Source organism: Amycolatopsis sp. CA-211722 (genome assembly GCF_056828465.1).
The window spans coordinates 7,113,008-7,136,285 of sequence record NZ_CP184752.1 but is presented as its reverse complement, the minus strand read 5'-3'; the positions used below and the strand labels follow the sequence as shown (position 1 = coordinate 7,136,285).

The window sequence follows — 23,278 nt, the reverse complement described above, 5'->3', positions numbered from 1 at the left end:
ACGCGGTCGCTTGCCCGCAGCCCGCCAGTAGACAGCCGGTGAGGTCGATTTTCCCGCCCACGTTCGCTCCGCGGCCCGAGATCGGACCGCGGACCGGGCCGTGTCGCGCTTCGGCGACGGCCCGCCGGGTGGGGGCGGAGAACCGAGGAGGGCTCGCAAGCATGAAGCGACTCGCGATTTCCCATGAGGGGATGAACAACCAGTCGTTGCTGCCGGCCGACGTGGGCACGTCGCTCGCGGCGTTCCACTTATGGTGGGCCGAGCGGCACGAGACAGGACACTTCTCCGTCGAGCGGATCCCGTTCTCCGGGCTGACCGACTGGAGCTTCGAACCGGACACCGGGAACCTCGGCCACGCGAGCGGACGCTTCTTCACGATCGAAGGCCTGCGAGTTCGCGAGGCCGGCGTGGAGACCGACGCGCAGCCGATCATCAACCAGCCGGAGATCGGCATTCTCGGGATCCTGGTCAAGGAGATCGGCGGGGTACTGCACTGCCTGATGCAGGCCAAGATGGAGCCGGGGAACGTCAACACCCTCCAGCTGTCGCCGACGGTCCAGGCGACCCGGAGCAACTACACCCAGGTCCATCGAGGCACGGGGACCAGGTACCTGGAATACTTCGTCGGCCCCGGCCGCGGGCAGGTGCTGGTCGACGTCCTGCAGTCCGAGCAGGGCGCGTGGTTCTGGCGCAAGCGCAACCGCAACATGGTGGTGCTGGTCAGCGACGACGTGCCGGTGCACGACGACTATCGCTGGATGTCGCTCGCGGAGATCGGCGAGCTGACCCATGTGGACAATCTCGTCAACATGGACGCGCGCACCGTCCTGTCGTGCATCCCGTTCGCCGTCCCGGACGAAAGCGACGCGTCGACCGGCGACGCCTTCCGCGACGCGCTGATCCGCTCGTACCACTACCACCGAGACGGAGCCCGGTCGCCGGTGCGGCACACCCCGGGTGAGATCCTCAGCTGGTTCACCGAGGCGAAGACCCGGTGCGACTGGACGGCCCGCCCGGGGCCGTTGTCCGCCGTCGCCGGATGGTCGCGCGACGAGTTCGAGATCGCCGACGAGACGCGCGAGAACTTCCGGATCATCGCGGTGTCCGTGGAAGCGGGTACTCGCGAGGTGAAGAGCTGGACCCAGCCGCTGCTCCAGCCACGCGCCCAGGGGAGGGCGGCGTTCCTCGCCCGCCCGATCGACGGCGTGCTGCACCTGCTCGTCCAGGCCCGGCCCGAGTACGGGCTGATGGACATGGTCGAGATGGCGCCGACGATCCACCAGCTGCCGGGCCGGGACCACGGCGCCGAGGTCGACCCGTTCGTACGGGCCGCGCTCGACTCGCCCGGTGCGACGGTCCGCTACGACAATGTGCTGTCGGAAGAGGGCGGGCGCTTCTACAACGCGCTGACGCGCTATCAGATCATCGAGGTCGGCGAAGACGTGCCGCTCGAGGTGCCGCCCCACCTGTGCTGGATGACCGTGCGGCAGCTGATCGATCTCCTGCGGCACGGGCACTACGTCAACATCGAGGCCCGCAGCCTGCTCGCCTGTATCCACAGCCTGTGCTGAGCGGGAATCCACTCGGCCGGCCACTGGCCCGGCCGTCGAAACCGACGACGTCGAGTGACTGCAGGAGGTCTCCGGAAATGGGTCGTGCACGATGAAGATCAACGAGATGTCGATTGCCGACGCCTATCGGCTGGTGCCGGAATTCCATTCCGACCGCCGAGGCTATTTCTCCGAGGCGTTCCGCGCCGAGGATCTTTCCGAAACGCTCGGCTATCCGTTCGTCGTCGGGCAGGGAAGCTTCTCGATGAGTCGTCGCAACACGCTGCGCGGAATTCACGGCACCACGCTTTCGCCGGGGCAGACGCGGCTCGTCACCTGTGTGCGCGGCGCGGTGATGGACGTGGTGATCGACCTGCGGAGAGGGTCGCCCACGTTCGGCAGGTTCGAGGCGACGCGGCTCGACGAGGAGAACCAGATCGCCTTGTGCCTCGCCGACGGCATGGGCCACGCTTTCCTTGCTCTCACTGAAGGCGCGTGCATGAACTACCTGCTCTCGACGCCGTACTCGCCGCAGGCCATGATCGAGATCAACCCGCTCGATCCCGACATCGGCATCCCGTGGGAGCTCACCGGAACTCCCATCATGTCCGACAAGGACGCCGGTGCGGCGAGCCTGGCCTCCGCGATCGATCGTGGAATCCTCTCGACGTACGAGGAATGCCAGGCGCACTACGCCGCCCTGAATGCAGGGTCGGTCGTGGCTCCTGGTGCAGAAAAGAATCCCTGATTCCTCGACTATCGAGTAATCGAACCATTTAGATGTGATACTGAAAGCCGTAAGGTGGATATCGTCCAGTTGTGTGGCCGCTCGTGCGGGTGTCCGCATCCCATACCCGTCATCGTCTGAAATTCAGGAGTCTATCCATGTCGACCGGTTCCCCGTGCCGTGTGTGCGATGGTGCTGTCAGCGAGTTCTTCGAGTTCGGGCGGCAGCCCCTGGCGGATGCCTTTCTGGTGCCCGGCGCCGACACCACCAAGGAGTTCTTCTTCCGGCTGGCCGTGGGTGTCTGTGACACCTGCACGATGGTCCAGCTGATGGAGGAGGTCCCGCGCGAGCAGATGTTCCACGAGACCTACCCCTACTACTCGTCCGGTTCGGCGTTCATGCGCAGCCACTTCGAGAACCTGGCGAAGGACCTGCTGGCGACCGAGCTCGGCGGCGAGGACCCGTTCGTCGTCGAGATGGGCTCGAACGACGGCATCTTCCTGAAGGCGCTGGCCGACTCGGGCGTGCGGCACCTCGGCATCGAGCCGTCGGGCGACGTCGCCGATGTGGCCGCCTCCAAGGGGATCCGCGTGCGGAAGTCCTTCTTCGAGGAGTCGGTGGCCAAGGAGGTGGCGGCCCAGGACGGTCAGGCCGACGTCATCTATGCCGCGAACACCCTTTCCCACATCGACTACATGGACTCCGTCCTGGAGGGTGTCAAGGCGCTCCTCAAGCCGTCCGGCGTGTTCGTGTTCGAGGATCCGTACCTGGGCGACATCGTCACCCGTACGTCGTTCGACCAGATCTACGACGAGCACGTCTACTTCTTCACCCTGCGTTCGGTGCAGGCCATGGCCGCCCGGCACGGGCTGGAGCTGGTGGACGCCGAACGCATCCCGGTGCACGGCGGCGAGGTCCGCTACACCGTCGCGCCGGCGGGGCAGCGCGAGCCGAGTGAAGCGGTGGCCAAGCTGCTCGCCGACGAGGACGCCCAGAAGCTCGGCGACATCGCCACTCTGGAGGGTTTCGGCCGGTCGGTACTGAAGATCCGCGACGACCTGATCTCGCTGCTGCGCAAGCTGAAGGACGAGGGCAAGCGGGTCGTCGCCTACGGCGCGACCGCCAAGAGCGCCACCGTCACCAACCTGTGCGGCATCGGCCCGGACCTGGTCGAGTTCGTCTGTGACAGCACCGTGGCCAAGCAGGGCAAGCTCACGCCCGGTACGCACATCCCGGTGCGCGAGCCCGCGGCGTTCTCGCAGCCTTACCCCGACTACGCCCTGCTGTTCGCGTGGAACCACGCCGAGGAGATCATGGCGAAGGAGCAGGCCTTCCGCGCGGCAGGCGGCCAGTGGATCCACTACGTCCCGGATGTGCACGTCGTCTGAGTAGGGCGGATCGGTCGTGACGAGCCGCTTCGCGCCACTTCGCCGGGCGGCTCGTCGCGACCCTGCGCTCCTGGGGAAAGAGGAAAGTATGACTCGCAACATCACGTCGGCGGACGCTGTGGCCGATGGTTTCGCCGGGGCACCGGCCGGCGGTGCCGCCCGGACCTTCAACTCGATCGTCGCGGGGTTCTCCATCGCGACGGCCTGGGAGGTCGGCGCACTGGACGAACTGAAGGATTCCGGCGAGCTGGCCGTCGGGGAGTTCTGCGTCAAGCACGACCTGCACGAGCAGTCGGTGCACGGCATGTTCGCCGCCCTGGCTTCGGTCGGGGTCGTGGAGCGAGCCGGTGACCTCGTGAAACCCGGCCCCGAGTTCGCCGAGGTCTACCGCGCCAAAGGTTTCTTCCACTGGATGACCATCGGCTGTGCCGAGCTGTTCGCGAACATGCCCGACGTCGTGCGCAACGAGAATCGGCGGGGTGAGTTCTACCGGCGCAACGCCGTGGCGATCAGCTATGCCTGCCGCGACATCAACATGCAGGCGTTCGACCCGATCTTCTGGCAGGCGATGGAGTCACTGGACTTCGACTTCACGAAGATCGCCGACCTGGGCTGCGGCGGCGCGGGCAGGCTGACGCAGGTCGCCGACCGCTTCCCCGGCGTCAAGGGCGTGGGGGTCGACATCTCCGCCGCCGCGCTGGGCGACGCGGCGAAGAACGTGAACGCCGCCGGTTTCGGCGGCCAGTTCGACTTCGTGCGGGCCGACGTCCGGAAGATCGAGCCGGACCCCCGTTTCGCCGACGTCGAGGTGCTGACCTGCTTCATGATGGGGCACGACTTCTGGCCGCGGGAGGACTGCGTGGCGTCCCTGCGCCGCATCCGCGAGGCGTTCCCGAACGTGCGCCGGTTCCTCCTGGGCGACACCGCGCGCACCGCCGGTGTCGCTGACCGGGACAAGGAGGTGTTCACCCTGGGTTTCGAAACCGCTCATGATCTTATGGGTGTCTATCTTCCGACGCTGGCCGAATGGTCGGACGTGTTCGAGGAGAGCGGCTGGCGATGCGTCAATGCGTGGGAAGTCGCCGTTCCCGCGGATTCGTTCATCTACGAGCTGGCCTGATTCTTCGGTCGTCGATCCACCGGCCGGCGAGGAAAGTGAATTCTGTTCTACGGCCGGTGCACCGACGATGCGGAGCGGATTGACTACGGTAGGATATGGCGCCATGAGTAGGAATGATTCGCGGACGGGTAAGGAGACGGTCGTCGCCGAGCCGGCATGGCAGTTCGGGGCGATCGGTGTCGGCTTCGTGGTCCTCGGCGCGGGCGTGCTGTCCGGGGTCTTCTGGCTGCTGAAGCTGCTTGGGCGCTGGTTGCTGTCGATCGACGGCGGGCCCATGCACAAACCGGCCACGTTCCTGAACGCCTTGCCGGAGCCGGGTTTCACGATCGGGGTCGCCGTCGTCGGCGGCCTGATCGGCCTGGTGCTGGCCCTCTGGGCGAAACACGAGAGCCTCAGCATCACCGTGGGCGACGACCGCGTGGTGTTCACTACGGAGGGTAAGTCCGAGGAGTTGTCCTCGGGCGAGATCACGGGTGCGTTCCGGGACGAGAAAGAGGTCGTCGTGCTCGGCCGGCGTGGTGAAGAACTCGTCCGGCTCCCGTCGGACATGAAGACCGGCCCGATCTCGGAGGCCTTCGTCGCGCATGGATACCGTTGGTACGAAAGCGATCCGTACGCGAATGACTTCGAGCGCTGGGTGCCGGGGACACCGGGCGTCCCGGCGCGGGCGAATGCCCTCCTGGAGGCCAGGGGTGAGGCTCTCGCCAGCGACAAATCGTCGAAGAGCGAACTGCGGGAACTTCGGGCCGAGCTGAGGGAAATGGGCATCGTCGTGCGAGACCGCAACAAGCGCCAGTTCTGGCGTGAGGCGAAAGGCTGATTTCAGCCTTTGGTCGAAGAGTCTGATACTTAAGTTCAGAAATCTCTCGACTTTGGTCGGAGTGACAAAGAAACGCCGTTCCCCGGCCAGGGGAGCGGCGTTTCTTTGCTGTTTCCGTGCGGGGTAATGGCGAGGGCCGCTGTGGCTTGCCCGTCAGATCAGGTGTGGGCGACGAGGGACGAGCTTCGTACGAGCTCTTCGATCCGGGCGGCGACCTCGTTCGGAGCGGGCAACGCCAGCATCTCCTCTCGCAGGCGGGCCGCACCTTCCCGGAACCCGGGCTCGGTCAGCAGCCTGGTGACGCCGGCGGTGATGTGGGAGGCGCTGTGCTCGCCAGGGCCCAGCGACAGCCCGGCGCCCTGGGCGGCGAACATGCGGCCCAGCATCGGGGCGTCGTGTTCGGTCGGGAGGAGCAGTTGCGGGACCGCGTACGGGATCGTGGTGGCCAGGGTGCCGAAGCCGGCGTGGTGAACCAGCGCGTCGCAGGTCGGTACGAGCGCGGTGAGCGGGACGTAGGAGACCATCCGGATGTTTCCGGGCAGAGGCCCGAGCCGCTTCTGATCCGCTTCGGCGACCGTGGCCACGACCTCCGCGTCGAGTTCGGCGAGCCCTCCGAGCATCTCCCGCAAGGCGTCGCTCTGGTCGATGTCGTGTTCGCTGGTGGTGAGGCCCATGGTGAGTGCGACACGGGGACGTTCGGGCCGGGCCCGCAGCCACCGCGGTACGACGGCTTGCCCTCCGTAGGGGACGTAGCGCATCGGGAGATAGCGGAGGTTCGCCGAGAGCCGCAGCGACTCGGGAAGCTGCTCGACGGTGAATTGCCCGGTGACCATGTCCTCGCTGAACTCGCCACCGTACTTGCGTGCGCAGGCGCCGAGCCAGTCCGCCAGCGGATCGTGCTGCTCACCCGGGGGACGCTGCGCCCGGAGGCGGAGGAAGTGGTCGCGGGCGACGCCGTAGATGTCCGGACCGAGTAGCACCCGCCCGTGCGCGGCCCCGCAGGCCTTGGCCGCGATCGGGCCCGCGTACGTCGTGGGCTCCCAGAGAACCAGATCGGGTTTCCACTGCCGGGCGAACTCCACCAGGCCCGCGATCATCGGCACGTTGCTGATCTTGTGCCAGCGTTCGACCTGTCGTGCGTATCCGGAGACCAGGTAGTCCCAGGTGATGGCGGTGGGCTCGCGCTCGACGGCGTCGTACGGCGGCGGGATGCCGAGATCGTTGGGATCGTCGGTGAGGAAGTGCCCGTACCGGCCGAGGATCTGCCACAGGTCGCTGTTCCGCCCCACCGGCGCCGCGGTCAGTCCGGCCTGCGTGACGGTGGGGGCGAACTTCGGCTGGACGGCGACCCGGACCTCGTGCCCCGCGGTACGCAAGGCCCAGGCCAGGGGGACCAGCGCGAGGAAATGGGTGCGCTCGGGATACGTCGTGAGCAGGACACGCATGGGCGGGCTACCTCAGCGATTCCGGTACTTGGTGGCGAGTTCTTCCAGCTGGGAGACGAACTCGTTGGGACTCGGGATGGTGTGGATCTCGGTGCGCAGGTCGGCGGCGCGACGGCGGAACGTCGGTTCGTGCAGCAACCGGAGCAGGTTCTCGCGGACCTTCGGGCCGGTCGCCTGGGTGAAGTGGATGCCCAGTCCGGCGCCGTGGGTGGACAGCTTCTCGGCGAGGATCGGCTGGTCGTAGTGGTCGTGCAGGACCAGGTGGGGAACGCCGAACCGGGCCGTGATGCCGGTGGTCCCGGCGCCGCCGTGGTGGATGACCGCGTCGCAGGTGGGAACGAGCGCGTGCAAGGGCACATAGGACACGACCCGGGTGTTGCCCGGGACGCGGGTGACCTTGTGCTGCTCGCTTTCGGCGATGGTCGCGACGATCTCGATGTCGAGGTCGGCGAGGTTGTCGAGGATCTCCTGCACGTCGACCGCGTAGCCGTCGTACACGGTGGTCGCGGTATTGCCGAGGGAGAGCACGACCCGGGGACGCCGGGGCGCGGTGCGCATCCAGTCCGGGACCACGGCCGGGCCGCTGTAGGGGATGTACTGCGTCCGGGTGTAATGCAGGCCCTCGGCCTCGGTCTGCAGGCTCAGCGGGAGCTGGTCGATGGTGAAATGGCCGACGGCCATGTCTTCGGTGAACTCGCCGCCGTACTTGCGGGCGTAGGAACCCAGCCACTCGGCGAGGGGGTCGGTTCGCTCGTCTTCGGGCTGTTCGGCCTTGAGGCGCAGGAAAAGCTGCCGGACGCCGCCCATGATGTCGATGCCGAACAGCAATCGGGCATGGGCTGCGCCGGAGGCCTTGGCGGCGATGGCTCCGGCGTAGGTGAGCGGGTCCCAGAGCACGAGGTCGGGTTCCCAGGAGCGGGCGTAGTCGACCAGATCGGAGATGACGGGGAAGGCCTCGAGCTTGTGCTTGCGCTGGATCGCGCCCTGGATCCCGGGCACCAGATACTCCCAGGTGCCCTTGGCCGGGTTGTCGAACGCGTCGTACGGCTCGGGGATGCCCACCCGCTCCGCCACGGCGTCCTCCTTCGCCGAACCGGCCGCGGGCGACCACAGCCGGGTGTGGTCACGGCCCAGCGGGACGGCTGTGAGCCCGGCCTGCGTGATCGTGTCGGCGAACGACGGCTGGCTCGCGAACCGCACCTCGTGCCCCGCGGTGCGCAAGGCCCAGGCCAGCGGAACCATGTGGAGGAACACGGTCTTCAACGGATTCGTGGTGAGCAGGACGCGCATGTGTGGTTCCTCAGCGATTCCGATATTTGGTGGTGAGCTCTTCGAGTTCCGGCACGAGCTGGTTCGGCGTGGGCATGGCGAGGATGTCGTTGGTCAGATCGGCCGCCCGCCGGCGGAACCGTGGCTCGGTGAGCAGCTTCTGGACGGCCTGGCGGACGCTCGCGCCGGTGGCCTCGCTGTTGTGGATGGCGATCCCGGCGCCGTAGTCGGCCAGCTTCTCGGCGAGGATCGGCTGGTCGAAGTGGTCGTGCAGGGCCAGATGCGGCTGCGGATACCGGGCCGCGGTGCCGAGCGTGGCGGCCCCCGCGTGGTGGATGACGGCGGTGCACGTGGGCACCAGCGCGTGCCACGGCACGAACGAGACGATGCGGGTGTTGTCCGGGATCCGGGTGATCCGGTGCTGTTCGCTTTCGGCGATGGTGGCGACGATCTCGATGTCGAGGTCGGCGAGGTTGTCGAGGATCTCCTGGACGTCCACCCGGTATCCGCCGAGCTGCGTGGCCGAGGTCATGCCGAGCGTGAACGCGACCCGGGGCCGCTTGGGCGGCTCGCGCAGCCAATCCGGGAGGACGGCGGCACCGCCGTAGGGGATGTACTGCATACGCGTGTAGTGCAGGCCCTCGGCCTCGGTCTGGAGGCTGGTGGGGAACTGGTCGATGGTGAAGTGCCCGGTGACCATGTCCTCGGAGAACTCGCCGCCGTACTTGCGGGCGTAGGAGCCAAGCCAGTCGGCGAGCGGGTCGGACCGGTCCTCCGGCGGCTGTTCCGCCTTCAGCCGCAGGAAGAGCTGCCGGACGCCGCCGAAGATGTCGATGCCGAACAGCAGCCGGGCGTGTGCGGCGCCGCAGGCCTTCGCGGCGATGGACCCGGCGAAGGTGAGCGGATCCCACAGGACCAGATCGGGTTTCCAGTAGCGCGCGTAGGCCACGACGTCGGGGATGATCGGGACGCTGATCATCCGGTGCATGCCCTTGACCGCGGTCTCCATCCCGGGGCGCAGGTACGCCCAGGTCGCCTTTTCCGGGTCGTCGAACGCGTCGTACGGCGGGAGGATCCCTTCCTCCATGGACTTCACGATCTCGAGCTTGTAGTTGTTGACCCGCGACGGGTCGAACGGGCGGCCCGCCGGGACAGCCGTGAGCCCGGCCTGGGTGATCGCCTCGGTCTTCGCCTGTGGGCCGCTGACGTGCACCTCGTGGCCCGCGGTGCGCAGGGCCCACATCAACGGCACCATGTACTGGAAAATGGTGTCCGTTCCCGGATTCACCGCAAGTAGGACGCGCACGCGTTCGGCCTTTCCTCTGGGTTCAGTACGTGATGGCGGCGGCCGCCGGCTTCGCGACCGCGGCCGCGAGCCGGTCCAGCCCGTCGGCCAGTGGCACCCGCGGTGCCCAGCCGGTGGCCCGCTGGAACGGGACGGGGTCGAGCAAGGTGTCGAGCTGGTCGATGGCGACCGCGTGCTCCGGAGGGGCCGTCGAGACGACCGGGACCGGCGGGCGTCCGGTATGGACGGCGACGACCTCGGCGATGGTGGTGAACAGCTCCTGGACGGTGATGGAGTGCCCGGTGCCGATCTGCCAGTGCCGTCCGGTCACCGTGTCCGGTGAGTCGAGCGCCGCGGTGAACGCCCGCGCCGCGTCGTCGACGCACAGCAGGTCGCGCCGCGCGTCGCCGCCGCCGTGCCAGATGGTGAGCGGTTCGCCGGCCGCGGCCCGCCGGGTCATCGCGGTGGTCACTCCGCGATCGAGTTCGGTCGAGTCGATCCCTTGGCTGTACAGGGTCGTCAGGCGCAGTGAGGTGGCCCGCAGCACTCCTTCGGCGGTGGCCGCCAGCAGTGCCGTCTCCGCGGCCAGCTTCTGGCGGCAGTATTCGGTGGCGGGCTTCTCCCCGGACGACGTCGTGATGCCCTGGGTGACCGTGCCGGAGAACAGCACCTGTGGAGGACGCTCTCGGCGTTCCGCCCGTACCGCGGCTATCAGGTCGTGCACCAGGCCGAGGTTGATCCGCTCGGCGGCGGTGTCGCCCGTCGCCACCCGCCAGTTCCCGGCGCCCGACGAGAATTTCACGAGATGGATGATCACGTCGCTGCCCGCGACGGCCTCGGAGAGCGCGCCGTCGTCGGAGAGTTCGACGGCGCGCACGTCCACTTCCGCGCGGGTTTCCGCCGGGACCGAAGTCGGTTTGCGGCTCACCAGGCGTAGCCGGACGTGCCTGCTCGCCAGTTCTCTGGTGAGAGCGGTACCCAGCAGCCCGGACGAGCCGAGCACGGTGATCAGCGGGAGGCTCATCGGTTCGACTCGGGTGCGCGGTAGGTCTCGCGAGGGGCGGCACGCCAGCTCGAGGACGGGTCGAGGATGTCGGCCAGTTCGTCGACGACCCGGCCCCAGCCCTCCCGCGAGATCTGGAAGCTGTGCATGTCCCATGCCTTGCCGCGGAAGTACAGATGCTCGCGGAAGATCCCTTCCGACCCTTGGCTTCCCTCGCCCATGCCCAGCGAACCGAAGGTGGCCTGGGTGGTCTGGTTGATCACCTTGTCGACCGGGAACATCGCGAACGCGTAGTTGATCGAGAGGATGATCGCCTCCGAGCCCACGCCGAGTTTGGCCTTCTCGGGGTCCAGGTGCAGCCCGTAGCGGATGTGGCCCGCCGGGTCGAGCCCGTAGAGCATGCTGAAACCGAGGTAGTCGCCGGTGTTGCGCCGGGTGACGGTGAACGCGGCGCTGGCCTGCGCCGGAGAGCCGCCGTTCGGCCGCGGGGTCGGTCGGAAGCTCTCGGTGCTGGTGCGCAGCAGGACCCCGGTGAACTTCTTCTGGTCGGCGACGCTGGCCGGGTTCAGCACGATGCGCCTGGACACGGTGTGGGGAAAGAGCACGGTGCGGAATCCAATCGGTGACAGGGACGAAGTGGCCGGGCGGACTCAGGTGGCGGCGCCGGCCCGGGTGGAATCGGGGGAGCGGGCGGCTTCCCAGTGCATCTTGCCCATCGCCGGCGGCATCCCGTCGAGATAGGCGAGGTCCTCGCGGCTGAGCCGCAACTCCGCCGCCGCGACGTTTTCCTCGAGCCAGCGCCGTTTCCGGGTGCCCGGGATCGGCACGACGTTCTCGCCCTGCGCCAGCGTCCACGCGATCGCGACCTGGGCAGGCGTCGCCCCGTGGCGCGCGCAAACGACGCGGAGCCCGTCGAGGAGCGTCTCGTTGGCTCGCATCGCCTCCTCCTCGAACCGGGGATCCCGGATGCGGGAGTCGCCGTCGACGAGGCTTCCGGAGGCGATCTTGCCGGACAGGAATCCCCGGCCGATCGGAGCGAAGGCGAGAAAACCGACGTTGTTCGCGCGACACCAGGGCAGAATGTCCCGCAGGTTGTCGGTGGCCAGGATGGAAAGTTCGTATTGGACCGCCGTCAGCGGATGGATCGCGTGGATCAGGTCGAGTTCCTCGACCGTGGCGTGCGAGATCCCCAGCCCCCTGAGCTTCCCCTCGGTGACCATGTCGGCCAGCGCGCCCCAGGTGTCGGCGAGCGGGACCGCGGGATCGACCCGGTGCAGCTGATAGAGGTCGATCGTGTCGACCCTCAAGCGGCGCAGGGATCCCGCGCACGCGGCCCGCAAGGACTCCGGTCTGCCGTTGCGGCTCAGTTTCCCGTCGGCTCGCGCCACCAGGCCGCATTTCGACGCGATCGTTACCTCGTCCCGATGGCCTCGAAGGGCCCGGCCGAGAAGGTATTCGTTGGTGAACGGGCCGTAGACGTCCGCCGTGTCGAAAAGCGTGACACCGAGCTCGATGGCACGGTGAATGACCCTTGTCGACTCCTTGTCGTCGCGATTCGCGGGCCCGTATCCATGGGACATCGAAGCACAGCCCAGGCCGAGCGTACTTACATAAAAGTCATCAGTGAGTTTGGTCTCCGGCATTGCCTCTTCTCCCAGATTGGAGGCCGACCGTGTGAGGTGACGCCCCCATTATGCCATCTCACGCGTTCAGGCCAAGGCCGTGCGGACTCGGAATTCGGGGGAGTTCTCTTGTGTGGCAAGCAAAAGTGGCGATGCGTCCAGGGTTCGTGCGGGCGCCGAATTCCCTATCGGCGTCCGCACGGGCAAAGCAAGGTCAATTGTGCTCGGCGGCCACGATTTCGCGCTCTTCGGCTATTTCCGTCTCCGGCCCGGTTTCCCGGTGGAGAAACTCCTCGAAGAGTGCGGGAGTGGCCTGGCCGGTGAAGCCCAGGACCTGCTCCACAGCGAAATCGGGAGTTTCGTAGAAACGATAGCCTCCCGCCGTCGCCACGCCGACGTTCATCAGGCCGAGCCGGCGTTGGAAAATCGACTGCCGCAGTTTCCAGCCGATCACGCCCTCGTGCTGCAGGACCGTGGTCGACCGGCGGGCCAGCCCGCACCGCACCACGAGGAAACGGCCCACGTGGGCGTGTCCGAGCGCGCGGTAGGCGACGAATGCGAACAGCAGTGCCAGCGGTATCGCGTAGAGAGGGAAGACCCACAACCCGGCCGGAAGCGCGTTCGTGGCCTCGAGCCAGGCGAGCACACCGGAAAGGATCGCCGGGACGGCCAAGGCCCAGATCACCCGCCTGGCCAGTGCGGCCCGGGGATGGCTGCGCAGCGGCGCCTCCAGTGGGCGGGACTCGTCCCGCAGGACCAGCCCGGCTACCCGCCGGACTTCGCCGATCGGCGCTCGCGGGAGGATCGCGCTGGCCGCTTCGCCGTCGGACAACGACCAGACCGAAATGCCGGTGGAGATGATCAGCGTCTCGGTCAGTCCCATCCATCGCCACAGCAGCGGTTCACTGATGCGGATACCGCGGATACGCCGGTCTTCGCGGGTGATCTCCCTGGTGGAGAACAACCCTTGCCGGGTCAGCAGCGCGGTGCCGTCCTCGGTGGTGGTGCGGACGAGTTCGAAGTTCCAGTGGTCCTTGGCGAACTGCGCGACCAGCACGAGCGCGCCGACGACGGTCACCACGCCGCCCGCCAGGACGATCGACCATCCCAGGCCGAGGCCGTTCCAGTCGATCCCGTCACGGATGACGAGGAAGATGTTGATGTCGATCAGCTGCAGGAACGGGTAGAGGGTCAACGGCACGAACGCCACGGTGATGACCACCCAGACGTTCATCATGTTGTAGAAGACCCAGTACCAGCGCACCCGCGCGATCGGCGTCTCCTCGGGCCGCTCCTCGGCTTCCAGCGCCGCCGAACCCATCAGTTCGTGCCGCAGGTCGTCCGCCATCGCCGTGGTCACCGCGTCGAGCTTCACCGTGGTCTTGCGGCTGGAACCGCCGGAGTTGATGACCACGACGCGCAGCCCGGAGAGCCGGTGCCGCAGCTTCGCCTTCTTGTCGACCGTGCGGATCCGCTCCCGCGGGATGGACCGGTAGTTGCGGAAGATCCGGCCACTGTGGATCTCGACGAGCTCGTCGGTGATGCGGTAACGCGTACGCAGCCAGCGCAGGAAGTCACTGGTACTGACGACGACACCGATCGTGGTGGTGAAGACGAACGGTGCGATCTCGAACCAGCCCGTGGCGGTCCCGAGGACGAAGATCGAAAAGGCGCTCGGCAGGAGGCTCAGAACGAACCTCGCGGCGTTGACCCAGACCAGCCGGCGGTTCAGCCGTTTCCACGGGACCTCTTCGTCGGTCATCGGGTTTCCCCGTGGGTGGCCTGCGTGGCCGCGCCAGGACGCATGGGTTCATCCTCCAGTGCGAATACGGGGCCGCTTCCGGGCTCGTCGCGTCTCGCCAGCGGGACACGGGGGAGGCGGACCGTTCCCCGTCGCGGGCGACGATCCCTACCGTACCCCCATGGTGACGCTGGGGCGATTTTCCTTGGCTCCCAGTGCTTTCCGGGGATCGCTTGACTACGGTCGGCGGCCGTACTTAATGTCGGCTGTCCGGAGGGCCATCCATCGAGACGGCCGACGCCCCCATGAAGGTGGCTTCACGAAAAGTCAGGCCCGACCTTCGGCTCGACAAACCCTACTCGCGAAACGGGGAATGGCCAGCAATGCTGTCACCGCACACGGAATCCCGGCTGGTCACGTTACGGCCCGCCGGAGTCGAGGACGCCGCGCAGGTGTACGAGATCCTGTTCCGGCTGGGAAGCGCCGGATTACCGTTGATCGACCAGTTCGTCGAGTCGTTCGGTGAAGGGAAGGCCGCCTGTTTTCTGGTGCACCGCAAGGACTCCGGCCAACTGATCGGAGTGAGTTCGCTGTCGGATCTCGCGCCGGCCGGGCACGTCCGCGCCGAGATCGAACTGGTCGCCGAGTCGACCGACGAACTGCGCGCCGAGGTGAACGCGCTGACGGTCAACTTCGCCTTCGCCATGTGGCGGACCCGGAAGGTGTACTTCCATCGGACCACGCCGGACACGGGCGAACTCGGTCTCGGGGACCTGCCGCGCGAAGAGGTCGTCCTGTCGGACTACACCTACTTCCACGGGCGGCTCTGGGACGTCCACGTCGTCGCGATCTACCGCGAAGACTGGGACGAGGCCGGACTGGACATCATCAAGCAGATCGTCTGACCGACGTGGGGAAAGGGCCCGTCCCGTCGTGGGTCGGGCCCTTCGGCGTCACCAGGCGGGAAGGTGTTCCCGAAGGTCCACAATGGCCTCCAGCACGGGATCCCGGTTCTCCCGATAGGCCGCGAAGGTCGGCGGCAGATAGAGATCCGGCGCCAGCGCGGTGCGGGTGTCCAGCGCCACCGAACTCTGCCAGTGCAGGTCGGAGACGTTGGCCGTGAGGCCGCTGTGGGGGAGCGAGAACGGCGTCGTCTCGCCGGTGAAGTTGGGCCGTGACCCACTCGGCTCGCCGAGCACGATCGCCTGAGTGTGCCGGGCGATCAGGGTGCCGGCGATCTGCGCGGCCGAGAACGTCTTCCGGCCGACGACGAGGAACAGCCCGCCCGGCCGGTTGATCCGGTCGGTGGCGATGAGCCGGTGCAGCAGGGGCATGGCGAGGAACATGTTGCCGCCGCGGTTGAGCCGGAGGTCGACGACCAGCCGGCCCACGGTGTTGTCCTCGATGAACGCGAACACTCGTCCGATGAACGCTTCGAGTGGCTCTTGCGGGACGTCCACCATGCCGTTGAGCTGCAGGTAGACCAGGTCGTGCTCGGGAAGGTGCTCGAACCAGTAGAACGCGCCCGCGTTGCGCAGGTACAGCGGCCGGGGACGACCGAGCGTGTCCGGCAGGAACGTCCAGCCGGGAGGCGCGGGGAACCCCTCGCGGGCGGCCGGCCCCGGCGGAACAGCCGCCAGCGCGACCTCGGTTCGCTCGCCCGAAGCGAGGGTGACGGTCAGCTCGACCTTGCCCGGATCCTCGATGAGGCCGAGGGCATGCAGGATCGGGGTCTTCCGGAGCCAGTCCGGGAGGAGTTCGAGGTGCCCGAAGTCGTTGTCGCGGGTGATGATCTCCCCGGCGGCGGCCGCGACGTCCGCCGTGTCGCGGCCGTCGAACCCGAGCACCCGCGCGCCCAGCAACTCGTCGTGCGCCGGATCGGTGGCCGTGACGAACAGACCTTCTTCGAACAGATAGAACTGCACGGGCAGCAGGCGGCTCAGGTCCTCGTCGTCGTCGGGCAGCATCACCCGCGCGTGACCGTCGTCGAGCACGCGCAGCAGGCGCCACAGTTCGACGACGAACTGGGCCTTGGTGAGTTCGGGAACACGTTCGTTCAGCCGCTCCGCGTCGGCGTCGAACCGCCTCGCGGTTTCCGGGGAGAGCGCGTGCGGCGCGCGCCGCTTGGCCTCGCGGACGAGCAGTTTCAGATCGGCGCGCCTGCCTTCGTCGCGGGAAAGCCCTTCGACGTCGGGAATTCCGACGATCTCGGCGAACCGGGGATGCTCGCGCAGCGACCGCAGGTGGCGATCCGTCAGTACTCGCTCGATCTGCCTGAGCCGGGAGCCGAACGCGACGGCGAGCGCGTCGAGGGCGGGCTCGGTCGCGCCGAGCCGGGCGTGGCAACACGCGATGCGGTAGGCGATCTCGCCCGGCCTCGACGCGGCACGTCCGTCCCACACGCCGAGCCGTAGCGCGTTTTCGTAAGCCTTCAGGGCCTCGGCGTAGTGGCCGAGTTCGAAACGTGCTTCGCCCAGCTGGCTCCAGTGGCCGCCGTGTACCGGGTTCTCGGCGACGACGCGGTCCCAGAGGGCCGCGGCTTCCGCCCATTCCCGGACCTGGGTGCGGGCGTTCGCCCAGGCCACCGTGCGGAGATGGTCGGCGATCACGTGGCGTCCCCTGGCGTCGCCTGGGTGATCGCGGTGATCTCACCCGCGACCTTGGTCGCCAGTTCGGCGTCGAGGCCGACGATCTTCAGCGAACCTTCGGGCGAGGCGGTGGTGACCTTCAGCGTCGCGAGCCCGAGCATCTGCTGCAGCGGACCGCGGACGACATCGACGCTCTGGATCCGCGAAACGGGGATGATGCGCCATTCCCGTAGCCACCAGCCTTTGAGCGCGAAGACGGCGTTCTCGGTGCTTTCCCAACGGTGGACGAGATAGCGCCAGGTCGGCATGACGACGAGGTTCACCGCGAAGATCGCCGCGACGCTCCACAGCACCGGCTCGACCCAAGGCCGGGCCGGTTCCACCGCCGAATACAGGATCAGCAGGCCGCCGATGACGACCAGAGCGAGCAGAAGGACCCGGAGTGTCCACCAGAGGATCGAACGCCTTTCGACGCGATGCTCGGGCTGGCGTAGTCCGGGAACGACAGCGGTTGCCGAAGGTCGGACCGACGGCGTCATTTGGCTCACCTCGTCATAGTGCATCGCCTACCCGCGTTGTTCAACGAGAGGTACGCGACGGTCTCGCCGGCGGGACAGGTCGGAATCACCGAAGGGTTGGCGCGTTTTTGTTGATATAGAAAGAGGATGGCGAAAAAGAGGCCGGGCGCGAATTCGGTGCCAGGACCTTGACCGGCCTACGCGGCGATCATTAGTTTGAGCCGGCCGGGACACGCTGCGGACATGCGTGCTCGTCGTGTACCGCGACGGCCGGAGATTCACGGCACGGACTGCATCGAGCAGAGCGCCGCTCATCGAGATGATCATCGACCCCCGCTGGAGGTGACGAGCCATATGACCCTGTACGCGTGGGGCTACCTGGCTGAGTACGAGAAGGAGCGCGCCGAGATTCTCGACGTGGTCGACTCCGTGTTCAGTTCCGGCCAGCTCGTCATGGGGCCGAACGTCCGCGAATTCGAAAACGAGTTCGCGGCCTATCACGGGGTCGCCCACGGTGTGGGCGTCGACAACGGGACGAACGCGCTCGTGCTCGGGCTGCGCGCGCTCGGGATCGGCGCGGGCGACGAGGTGATCACCGTGTCGAACACCGCCGCCCCCACCGTCGTGGCCATCAACGCCGTCGGTGCGACGCCGGTCTTCGTCGACGTCGATCCCGAGAGCTACCTGATGGAGGTCGACCAGGTGGCCGCGGCGGTCACGGAGCGGACCAAATGCCTGCTGCCGGTGCACCTCTACGGGCAGTGCGTCGACATGGCGCCGCTGGAGGCGCTGGCGAAGAAGCACGGCCTGGTCATCCTCGAAGACTGCGCCCAGGCACACGGTGCCCGCCACCACGGCCGGATCGCGGGCTCGATCGGCAAGGCGGCGGCGTTCTCCTTCTATCCCACCAAGGTGCTCGGTGCCTACGGCGACGGCGGCGCGGTGATCACAGGTGACGCCGAGATCGAAGCGAACCTGCGCCGGTTGCGCTACTACGGCATGGAGAAGACGTACTTCGTGGTGGAGACGCCCGGGTACAACAGCAGGCTCGACGAGGTGCAGGCGGCGATCCTGCGCCGCAAGCTGACCCGGCTGGACGGCTACGTCAGCAGGCGCCAGACGATCGCCGCCCGGTATGCGGAGGCGTTCGAGGGCACCGACCTCATCACACCGAAGGTGGTCCAGGGCAACACACACGTCTACTACGTCTACGTGGTGCGGCACCCCGCACGGGACAAGATCATCGAGGCGCTCAAACCGCACGACATCTCCCTGAACATCAGTTATCCGTGGCCCGTGCACACGCAGACGGGATTCGCCTACCTCGGTTATGGGAAGGGGTCCCTTCCGGTGACGGAAGAAGTCGCCGACGAGATCTTTTCCCTGCCGATGTACCCGTCGCTGTCCGACAGCGACCAGGAACGGGTCATCGAGCGAGTGCAGACCGTCCTGAAGTCGCTCTGACCGCGACCGCCGGCGTTGCCCGATCCTGCGAGCGGAGTCCTGTGATGATTTCCACACCGAACCGGCGGCTCCGGATGGGAGTAGTGGGGTGCGCCGACATCGCGTGGCGCCGGACGCTGCCGGCCATGGTGGCCGGTGGTTCCATCGAGGTCGCCGCGGTCGGCAGCCGGAGCAGGGACAAGGCGGAGAAGTTCGCCGACCGGTTCGGCGGCGCCGCCGTCGAGGGCTACGCGGCGCTGCTGGATCGCGACGACGTCGACGCGGTCTACATCCCGCTGCCCGCCCTGATGCACACGGAGTGGGTGACTCGCTCGCTCGAGGCGGGTAAGCACGTCCTGGTCGAGAAGCCGATGAGTCACCGCCTCCGGGACACCGCGGGGCTGATCGAACTCGCCCGTTCGCGTGACCTCGTGCTGGTGGAGAACTACATGTTCCTCCACCACTCGCAGCACGCGACCGCGCAGAAGATGCTCGCCGACGGGGTGATCGGCGACCTGCGGTCGTTTTCCAGCTCGTTCACCTTCCCGCCGAAACCGGCGGGGGACATCCGCTACCAGCGTGACGTCGGCGGCGGCGCGTTCACCGACTTCGGCGGTTACTCCGTACGGGCCGCGCAGCTGTACCTCGACGGTGACCTCGACGTCATCGGCGCGGTGTTCCGGCACGACCTCTCGAAGGGTGTCGTCCTGGCGGGCAACGTCCTGCTGACCACCGCCGACGGAGTCACCGCGCAGCTCGAGTTCGGCATGGAGCACTCCTATCGCAACAGCTACTGCCTGTCCGGCAGTACCGGGCGCCTGTCGCTGGACCGGGTCTTCACGCCGGCGGAGACGTACCGCCCGGTGCTCCGGGTCGACCGGCAGGACCACACCGAGGAGTTCACGCTGGCGGCCGACGACCAGGTGGCCAACGTGCTCGCCTACTTCCTGGACGCGGTATTCGGCAGCGTCGACGTACGATCGGCACAGGAGGCGACCTTGCGCCAGGCCGCCCTGATCGAGCAGATCGAGCGGAAGGCCGTGCACATCAAGGTCTGATCCCGATCCACAGTGGACGAACTGCGCGCGAAGGCCCCCTCCCCGGCAGCGGAAGGGGGCCTTCACGCGAGCCCGCGGGACGTGGGGGTAGACGTCCCGCGGAGCCGGGTGGTCGTGAACGGTTTGGGTCGTTCCCGCGGCCCAAACCATTCACGACCACCCCGCCTGGTCGGCAGGTACGGATTCCGGCCGGGCCGTCAGATCTTGCTCTTCTCACGGGCGCCGACCAGCGCACCCACGGCGATCACCACGATGCCGATCACGCCCACCCCGATGTTGGCGATGAGCTCGTGACCGGTGAGGAAGTCCACTTTCGGGATGACGTAGCGGTTGAAGGCGTTGAGCACCCACCCGAGGAGAGGCTGCTCCGCCAGGTGGTCGATGGTTCCGCTGATGCCCATCGCGAGGAGGATCAATCCGATGGTCTGGATGAGTTTCTGCATGACTCCACGCTAGGGAGCGGGGGCCCGGCCGGGATCAGGCTTCGGCATCGGGCCGCCCTGTCGGGCGTCGGGTGCCGGAGCGGCCCGGGCAGCCTAAGGTCGAGGCTTCGCTGACTTAGGTATGGCGTTCGGCCGCGCGCCCGGTCGAGGGCGTTTCAGCCGGTAGGTTATGGATCATGGAAGCCGTCGGCCCTGTTTCGCGCAGCACCCGCGACTGGTTCGTGGACAGCGCGATGTTCTTGCTGGCGCTGGCCTTCTGGCTCTTCATCGCGGCGACCAGTCTCAAGGCCCCGCCGCCTCCCGATTTCCTCTGGCTCGACCGGGCCAAGGAGGTCGTCGGCGTGCTCGCCTGCGGGGCGATCTGGTACCGCCGGCGCTGGCCGCTCGCCATCGCGGTGGCACTGGTGCTGTTGTCGGTCTTCTCGGACTTCGCGACCGGCGCGATGCTGGTGGCGTTGTTCGTGGTGGCGGTGCACCAGCCGGTGCGCACCACACTGATGGTCTTCGCGCTCAGCCTGGTCGCCCACGTGGCGCAGGTCGTGGTCGACCCGGACCTCGCGCTCTCCGTCCAGGCCTCGCTGGCCATCAGTGCCTGCGCACAGAGCATGGTGGTCGGCTGGGGATTGTTCGTGCACCGGCACCGCGAACTGGTCTCGCAGATCCGCTCGGAGTCGGAGCTGAAAGCCGAACGGGCCAGGCATCTGACGCAGGAGGCCATCGCCCGCGAGATGCACGACGTGCTCGGGCACCGGCTGTCGCTGCTGAGCGTGCACGCCGGGGCCTTGGAGTACCGGCCGGACATGTCCCCGGAGGACGTCGCGAGCACGGCGAAGGTGATCCGTGAGAGCGCCCACCAGGCGTTGCAGGATCTCCGCGAGGTGATCGGGGTGCTGCGGGCACCGGTGGGGGAGCTGCCGCAGCCGACCTTCGCCGACATCCGGCAGCTCATCGACGAGTCCGCGGGCGCGGGCATGCAGCTGACGTACACCGAAACGATCGAGGGCGACGTTCCGGACCGGCTCGGGCGCACGGCGTACCGGGTCGTCCAAGAGGCCCTGACCAATGCCAGGAAACACGCCCCAGGCGCGAAAGTCGAGGTGCGGATGAGCGGGAGTCCGGAGGACGGCCTGACCGTCGACGTGGGCAACGGGCCTGCCACCAGGCCGCCGGTGCCCGGCGATGCCGGAGACGGGCTGGTGGGTCTCGCCGAACGGGTTTCCCTGGCGGGCGGGAAGCTCGGGCACGGCCCTGCGCAGCGGGGCGGGTGGCGGCTTTCGGCCTGGCTACCCTGGCCGTCATGATCAAACCCGACATGATCGACGTCCTCCTCGTCGACGATGATCCGCTGGTCCGGGCCGGGCTGGCGATGATGCTCGGTGGCGCACCGGATCTCCGCGTGGTGGCACAAGCCGCCGACGGGGCCGAGGTGCCACGCCTGATCGAAGAATGGTCGCCCCATGTCGTCCTGATGGACATCCGGATGCCCGGGATCGACGGTCTCACCGCCACGGAGCGCTTGCGTGCGGCCGAGAACGCGCCCGAGGTGATCATCCTGACGACCTTCGACGCCGACGAGCACGTGCTCAGGGCACTCCGGGCCGGGGCGGCGGGGTTCGTCCTCAAGGACACGCCACCGGCGGAGATCGTCGAAGCGATCCGCTTGGTGGTGCAGGGGCATCCGGTGCTTTCCGGGCCGGTCACCCGGCGGCTGATCGACCGGGTGGTCGAGGGCGGCGGTGACGAACGGCGCGCACTGGCACGGGAGAAGGTGGCCATGCTCAACGCGCGTGAACGGGAGGTCGCCCTGGAGATCGGGCACGGCCGGTCCAACGCCGAGATCGCGGCACGGCTCTATGTCAGCGTGCCGACGGTGAAAACGCACGTTTCGTCGATCTTCACCAAACTGGGACTGAACAACCGGGTGCAGATCGCCCTGCTCGTGCATGACGCGGGTGAGCTTTGATGAAAGGCGCCCGTTCGTTTTTCCCGTCGCATTCGGCCGAAAAACCGCCGGGCGGCGGAACCGGGGAGAACACCGGTTCCGCCGCCCGGCGGTTCCTCTTTCGCCGCTCAGGCGGAGCGGCGCTGGCTGAGCTGGTCCGGTTCCGCGGACTGGGCGTTCGCCGCGGCGTTGTCCAGCACGTTCAGCATCCATGCCTCCAGGTCCTGCTGCCGGGACTGCGCGGCGTCCTGCCACCTCTGCTTGCGCTCGGCGGCGACGCTCATCGCGATGTTCTGCAGCGAAGCGGACGGCAGCCCGCGCTTGTCCGGGTTCGGCAGGGAGTGGCGGCTCGCCTTGAGGCGGTTACGCAGGGTGTTCCTGGACCAGGCGAACTTTTCCGCTCGGTCCAGCCATTCCTCGCGCTGATCCTCGGGAAGGCTCGCCAGCTCCGCGTGATGCTGAAAACTCAGATTCGCCCGCCGGCGCGCGACCGGATACCGGCGGGCGACCCAGGCGTAGTTCCGCAGCGTCTGGTAGTCGAGCTGGGTCTTCTCGATCGCTCGCATGTACCGGTCGGGATAGTGGGCCTGGCCGTAGATCAGCCAGTCGCCGAGCCACCATGTCGACGATTCGGAGATAACGAAGATCTTACGCCCGATGTGACCCCATTCTTCAATGGAGATCTTGGGCGGAAGGCTCAGGCTCGTGCGTTTGGTGAGAGCTCCTTCTGCAAAAGGGGTTCCGGTATTTCCACGAGTAGTGACACCGGCGATGTTCTTTCGTGTTATTTCATTGTCGGGTGTATTCTTTTGATCCGACTCACATACTTGCCTGCTCAACATGTCTCCCGATTTCAGATGACGCTGAGTCGTACGCGATCACTTTTCGTGCACAACACAGTCGGGGGTGTGTGTTTGAGCCCCCCAGGGCTTTTTGTATTTCGGGTGCCGCAGGCCGAGTCTTGCATCAGTGCCGGAGGTTGGCAAGAGTCCACCCAATCGAAGGACTTGCCAACGTCGGCCGTGACGTGGGGCGATTTGTTTTCCGGTCGGCGGGGGCGCCGGGTCGGGGTCGGCGCGCTCTGTGGTCCATTCGAACTAACCCGTTCGGGTGGCCGGAGTTTACCTACTGGCAAGTCGGAAAGATCTTGCGTCTCGCCGGCGAGACGCAAGATCGAAGTTGCGTCGCGGAACCGGGATGCTGATTCACGTCTTGGGAGCGGGCGTCCACGATCTGGTTCCCGCTGGCCGGAAACACTGTCGGCGCAACATGTCTGGGCTGGTCTGCGCGGAGCGCGGCGGGTGATCGTCGCCGGT

21 protein-coding genes are annotated in these 23,278 nt (G+C 67.3%); 10 read left to right on the top strand and 11 right to left on the bottom strand.

The window, feature by feature from the left end; genetic code table 11:
* Positions 1–161: 161 nt before the first annotated feature.
* The 5 genes from ACOCEP_RS33515 to ACOCEP_RS33495 all read left to right on the top strand — a co-directional run bounded on the left by ACOCEP_RS33515 (position 162) and on the right by ACOCEP_RS33495 (position 5,605).
* On the top strand, positions 162–1,571 hold the full coding sequence (locus ACOCEP_RS33515; RefSeq protein WP_482333298.1) for an NDP-hexose 2,3-dehydratase family protein: 1,410 nt from the start codon (positions 162–164) through the stop codon (positions 1,569–1,571).
* Between the two features lie 91 nt (positions 1,572–1,662).
* Positions 1,663–2,298: a dTDP-4-dehydrorhamnose 3,5-epimerase family protein gene (locus ACOCEP_RS33510; RefSeq protein ID WP_482333296.1), complete on the top strand. Its 636-nt coding sequence runs from the start codon at positions 1,663–1,665 to the stop codon at positions 2,296–2,298.
* A gap of 137 nt (positions 2,299–2,435) precedes the next feature.
* On the top strand, positions 2,436–3,665 hold the full coding sequence (locus ACOCEP_RS33505) for a methyltransferase domain-containing protein (protein WP_482333294.1): 1,230 nt from the start codon (positions 2,436–2,438) through the stop codon (positions 3,663–3,665).
* An 88-nt stretch (positions 3,666–3,753) separates the two neighbouring features.
* Positions 3,754–4,785, top strand: a complete 1,032-nt coding sequence (locus ACOCEP_RS33500; protein WP_482333293.1) for a class I SAM-dependent methyltransferase — start codon at positions 3,754–3,756, stop codon at positions 4,783–4,785.
* 103 nt (positions 4,786–4,888) lie between these two features.
* Positions 4,889–5,605, top strand: coding sequence for a YqeB family protein (locus ACOCEP_RS33495; protein WP_482333291.1), 717 nt, complete (start codon positions 4,889–4,891; stop codon positions 5,603–5,605).
* Between the two features lie 158 nt (positions 5,606–5,763).
* Here ACOCEP_RS33495 and ACOCEP_RS33490 read toward each other — a convergent pair whose 3' ends face one another.
* The 7 genes from ACOCEP_RS33490 to ACOCEP_RS33460 form a co-directional block, all read right to left on the bottom strand.
* Positions 5,764–7,050 carry an activator-dependent family glycosyltransferase gene (locus ACOCEP_RS33490; RefSeq protein ID WP_482333290.1) on the bottom strand — a complete coding sequence of 429 codons (1,287 nt, stop codon included), beginning with the start codon at positions 7,048–7,050 and terminating at the stop codon, positions 5,764–5,766.
* A 12-nt stretch (positions 7,051–7,062) separates the two neighbouring features.
* Positions 7,063–8,340 (bottom strand): activator-dependent family glycosyltransferase, encoded by a 1,278-nt coding sequence (locus tag ACOCEP_RS33485; RefSeq protein ID WP_482333288.1) that lies wholly within the window; start codon positions 8,338–8,340, stop codon positions 7,063–7,065.
* 10 nt (positions 8,341–8,350) lie between these two features.
* On the bottom strand, positions 8,351–9,625 hold the full coding sequence (locus tag ACOCEP_RS33480) for an activator-dependent family glycosyltransferase (protein WP_482333286.1): 1,275 nt from the start codon (positions 9,623–9,625) through the stop codon (positions 8,351–8,353).
* Positions 9,626–9,647: 22 nt separating this feature from the next.
* On the bottom strand, positions 9,648–10,628 hold the full coding sequence (locus ACOCEP_RS33475) for an NAD-dependent epimerase/dehydratase family protein (RefSeq protein ID WP_482333285.1): 981 nt from the start codon (positions 10,626–10,628) through the stop codon (positions 9,648–9,650).
* Positions 10,625–11,194 (bottom strand): GNAT family N-acetyltransferase, encoded by a 570-nt coding sequence (locus ACOCEP_RS33470; protein ID WP_482333284.1) that lies wholly within the window; start codon positions 11,192–11,194, stop codon positions 10,625–10,627. The genes ACOCEP_RS33475 and ACOCEP_RS33470 overlap by 4 nt, the downstream gene beginning before the upstream one ends.
* 63 nt (positions 11,195–11,257) lie before the next feature.
* Positions 11,258–12,250, bottom strand: coding sequence for an aldo/keto reductase (locus ACOCEP_RS33465; protein ID WP_482333283.1), 993 nt, complete (start codon positions 12,248–12,250; stop codon positions 11,258–11,260).
* Positions 12,251–12,443: 193 nt separating this feature from the next.
* Positions 12,444–13,991: a PH domain-containing protein gene (locus ACOCEP_RS33460; protein WP_482333282.1), complete on the bottom strand. Its 1,548-nt coding sequence runs from the start codon at positions 13,989–13,991 to the stop codon at positions 12,444–12,446.
* Positions 13,992–14,353: 362 nt separating this feature from the next.
* On the opposite strand from ACOCEP_RS33460, the gene ACOCEP_RS33455 reads away from it, so the two are divergent.
* Positions 14,354–14,875, top strand: a complete 522-nt coding sequence (locus ACOCEP_RS33455) for a GNAT family N-acetyltransferase (protein ID WP_482333281.1) — start codon at positions 14,354–14,356, stop codon at positions 14,873–14,875.
* A gap of 48 nt (positions 14,876–14,923) precedes the next feature.
* Here ACOCEP_RS33455 and ACOCEP_RS33450 read toward each other — a convergent pair whose 3' ends face one another.
* Both ACOCEP_RS33450 and ACOCEP_RS33445 read right to left on the bottom strand, forming a co-directional pair.
* The gene (locus ACOCEP_RS33450) at positions 14,924–16,579 is read right to left on the bottom strand and encodes a TPR end-of-group domain-containing protein (protein WP_482333280.1); all 1,656 of its coding nucleotides are present in this window, start codon (positions 16,577–16,579) and stop codon (positions 14,924–14,926) included.
* Positions 16,576–17,097 (bottom strand): PH domain-containing protein, encoded by a 522-nt coding sequence (locus tag ACOCEP_RS33445; protein WP_482333278.1) that lies wholly within the window; start codon positions 17,095–17,097, stop codon positions 16,576–16,578. The genes ACOCEP_RS33450 and ACOCEP_RS33445 overlap by 4 nt, the downstream gene beginning before the upstream one ends.
* A gap of 333 nt (positions 17,098–17,430) precedes the next feature.
* On the opposite strand from ACOCEP_RS33445, the gene ACOCEP_RS33440 reads away from it, so the two are divergent.
* Together ACOCEP_RS33440 and ACOCEP_RS33435 are read left to right on the top strand one after the other, a co-directional pair.
* Positions 17,431–18,540: a DegT/DnrJ/EryC1/StrS family aminotransferase gene (locus tag ACOCEP_RS33440; protein WP_482333277.1), complete on the top strand. Its 1,110-nt coding sequence runs from the start codon at positions 17,431–17,433 to the stop codon at positions 18,538–18,540.
* A 44-nt stretch (positions 18,541–18,584) separates the two neighbouring features.
* The gene (locus ACOCEP_RS33435) at positions 18,585–19,577 is read left to right on the top strand and encodes a Gfo/Idh/MocA family protein (protein WP_482333276.1); all 993 of its coding nucleotides are present in this window, start codon (positions 18,585–18,587) and stop codon (positions 19,575–19,577) included.
* A 197-nt stretch (positions 19,578–19,774) separates the two neighbouring features.
* Here ACOCEP_RS33435 and ACOCEP_RS33430 read toward each other — a convergent pair whose 3' ends face one another.
* Positions 19,775–20,020, bottom strand: a complete 246-nt coding sequence (locus ACOCEP_RS33430) for a hypothetical protein (protein ID WP_482333274.1) — start codon at positions 20,018–20,020, stop codon at positions 19,775–19,777.
* 176 nt (positions 20,021–20,196) lie between these two features.
* On the opposite strand from ACOCEP_RS33430, the gene ACOCEP_RS33425 reads away from it, so the two are divergent.
* Together ACOCEP_RS33425 and ACOCEP_RS33420 are read left to right on the top strand one after the other, a co-directional pair.
* Positions 20,197–21,321 (top strand): sensor histidine kinase, encoded by a 1,125-nt coding sequence (locus tag ACOCEP_RS33425; protein WP_482333273.1) that lies wholly within the window; start codon positions 20,197–20,199, stop codon positions 21,319–21,321.
* Positions 21,318–21,983, top strand: a complete 666-nt coding sequence (locus ACOCEP_RS33420; RefSeq protein WP_482333271.1) for a response regulator transcription factor — start codon at positions 21,318–21,320, stop codon at positions 21,981–21,983. Before ACOCEP_RS33425 ends, ACOCEP_RS33420 begins: the two co-directional genes overlap by 4 nt.
* A 107-nt stretch (positions 21,984–22,090) precedes the next feature.
* On the opposite strand, the gene ACOCEP_RS33415 is transcribed toward ACOCEP_RS33420, so the two are convergent.
* Positions 22,091–22,804, bottom strand: coding sequence for an LmbU family transcriptional regulator (locus tag ACOCEP_RS33415; RefSeq protein WP_482333269.1), 714 nt, complete (start codon positions 22,802–22,804; stop codon positions 22,091–22,093).
* Positions 22,805–23,278 lie beyond the last annotated feature (474 nt).

Coding starts and splice junctions, on each gene's coding strand:
- ACOCEP_RS33515 (WP_482333298.1), top strand. CDS start 162: ATGAAGCGACTCGCGATTTCCCATGAGGGGATGAACAACCAGTCGTTG.
- ACOCEP_RS33510 (WP_482333296.1), top strand. CDS start 1,663: ATGAAGATCAACGAGATGTCGATTGCCGACGCCTATCGGCTGGTGCCG.
- ACOCEP_RS33505 (WP_482333294.1), top strand. CDS start 2,436: ATGTCGACCGGTTCCCCGTGCCGTGTGTGCGATGGTGCTGTCAGCGAG.
- ACOCEP_RS33500 (WP_482333293.1), top strand. CDS start 3,754: ATGACTCGCAACATCACGTCGGCGGACGCTGTGGCCGATGGTTTCGCC.
- ACOCEP_RS33495 (WP_482333291.1), top strand. CDS start 4,889: ATGAGTAGGAATGATTCGCGGACGGGTAAGGAGACGGTCGTCGCCGAG.
- ACOCEP_RS33490 (WP_482333290.1), bottom strand. CDS start 7,050: ATGCGTGTCCTGCTCACGACGTATCCCGAGCGCACCCATTTCCTCGCG.
- ACOCEP_RS33485 (WP_482333288.1), bottom strand. CDS start 8,340: ATGCGCGTCCTGCTCACCACGAATCCGTTGAAGACCGTGTTCCTCCAC.
- ACOCEP_RS33475 (WP_482333285.1), bottom strand. CDS start 10,628: ATGAGCCTCCCGCTGATCACCGTGCTCGGCTCGTCCGGGCTGCTGGGT.
- ACOCEP_RS33465 (WP_482333283.1), bottom strand. CDS start 12,250: ATGCCGGAGACCAAACTCACTGATGACTTTTATGTAAGTACGCTCGGC.
- ACOCEP_RS33460 (WP_482333282.1), bottom strand. CDS start 13,991: ATGACCGACGAAGAGGTCCCGTGGAAACGGCTGAACCGCCGGCTGGTC.
- ACOCEP_RS33455 (WP_482333281.1), top strand. CDS start 14,354: ATGCTGTCACCGCACACGGAATCCCGGCTGGTCACGTTACGGCCCGCC.
- ACOCEP_RS33445 (WP_482333278.1), bottom strand. CDS start 17,097: ATGACGCCGTCGGTCCGACCTTCGGCAACCGCTGTCGTTCCCGGACTA.
- ACOCEP_RS33440 (WP_482333277.1), top strand. CDS start 17,431: ATGACCCTGTACGCGTGGGGCTACCTGGCTGAGTACGAGAAGGAGCGC.
- ACOCEP_RS33435 (WP_482333276.1), top strand. CDS start 18,585: ATGATTTCCACACCGAACCGGCGGCTCCGGATGGGAGTAGTGGGGTGC.
- ACOCEP_RS33430 (WP_482333274.1), bottom strand. CDS start 20,020: ATGCAGAAACTCATCCAGACCATCGGATTGATCCTCCTCGCGATGGGC.
- ACOCEP_RS33425 (WP_482333273.1), top strand. CDS start 20,197: ATGGAAGCCGTCGGCCCTGTTTCGCGCAGCACCCGCGACTGGTTCGTG.
- ACOCEP_RS33420 (WP_482333271.1), top strand. CDS start 21,318: ATGATCAAACCCGACATGATCGACGTCCTCCTCGTCGACGATGATCCG.
- ACOCEP_RS33415 (WP_482333269.1), bottom strand. CDS start 22,804: ATGTTGAGCAGGCAAGTATGTGAGTCGGATCAAAAGAATACACCCGAC.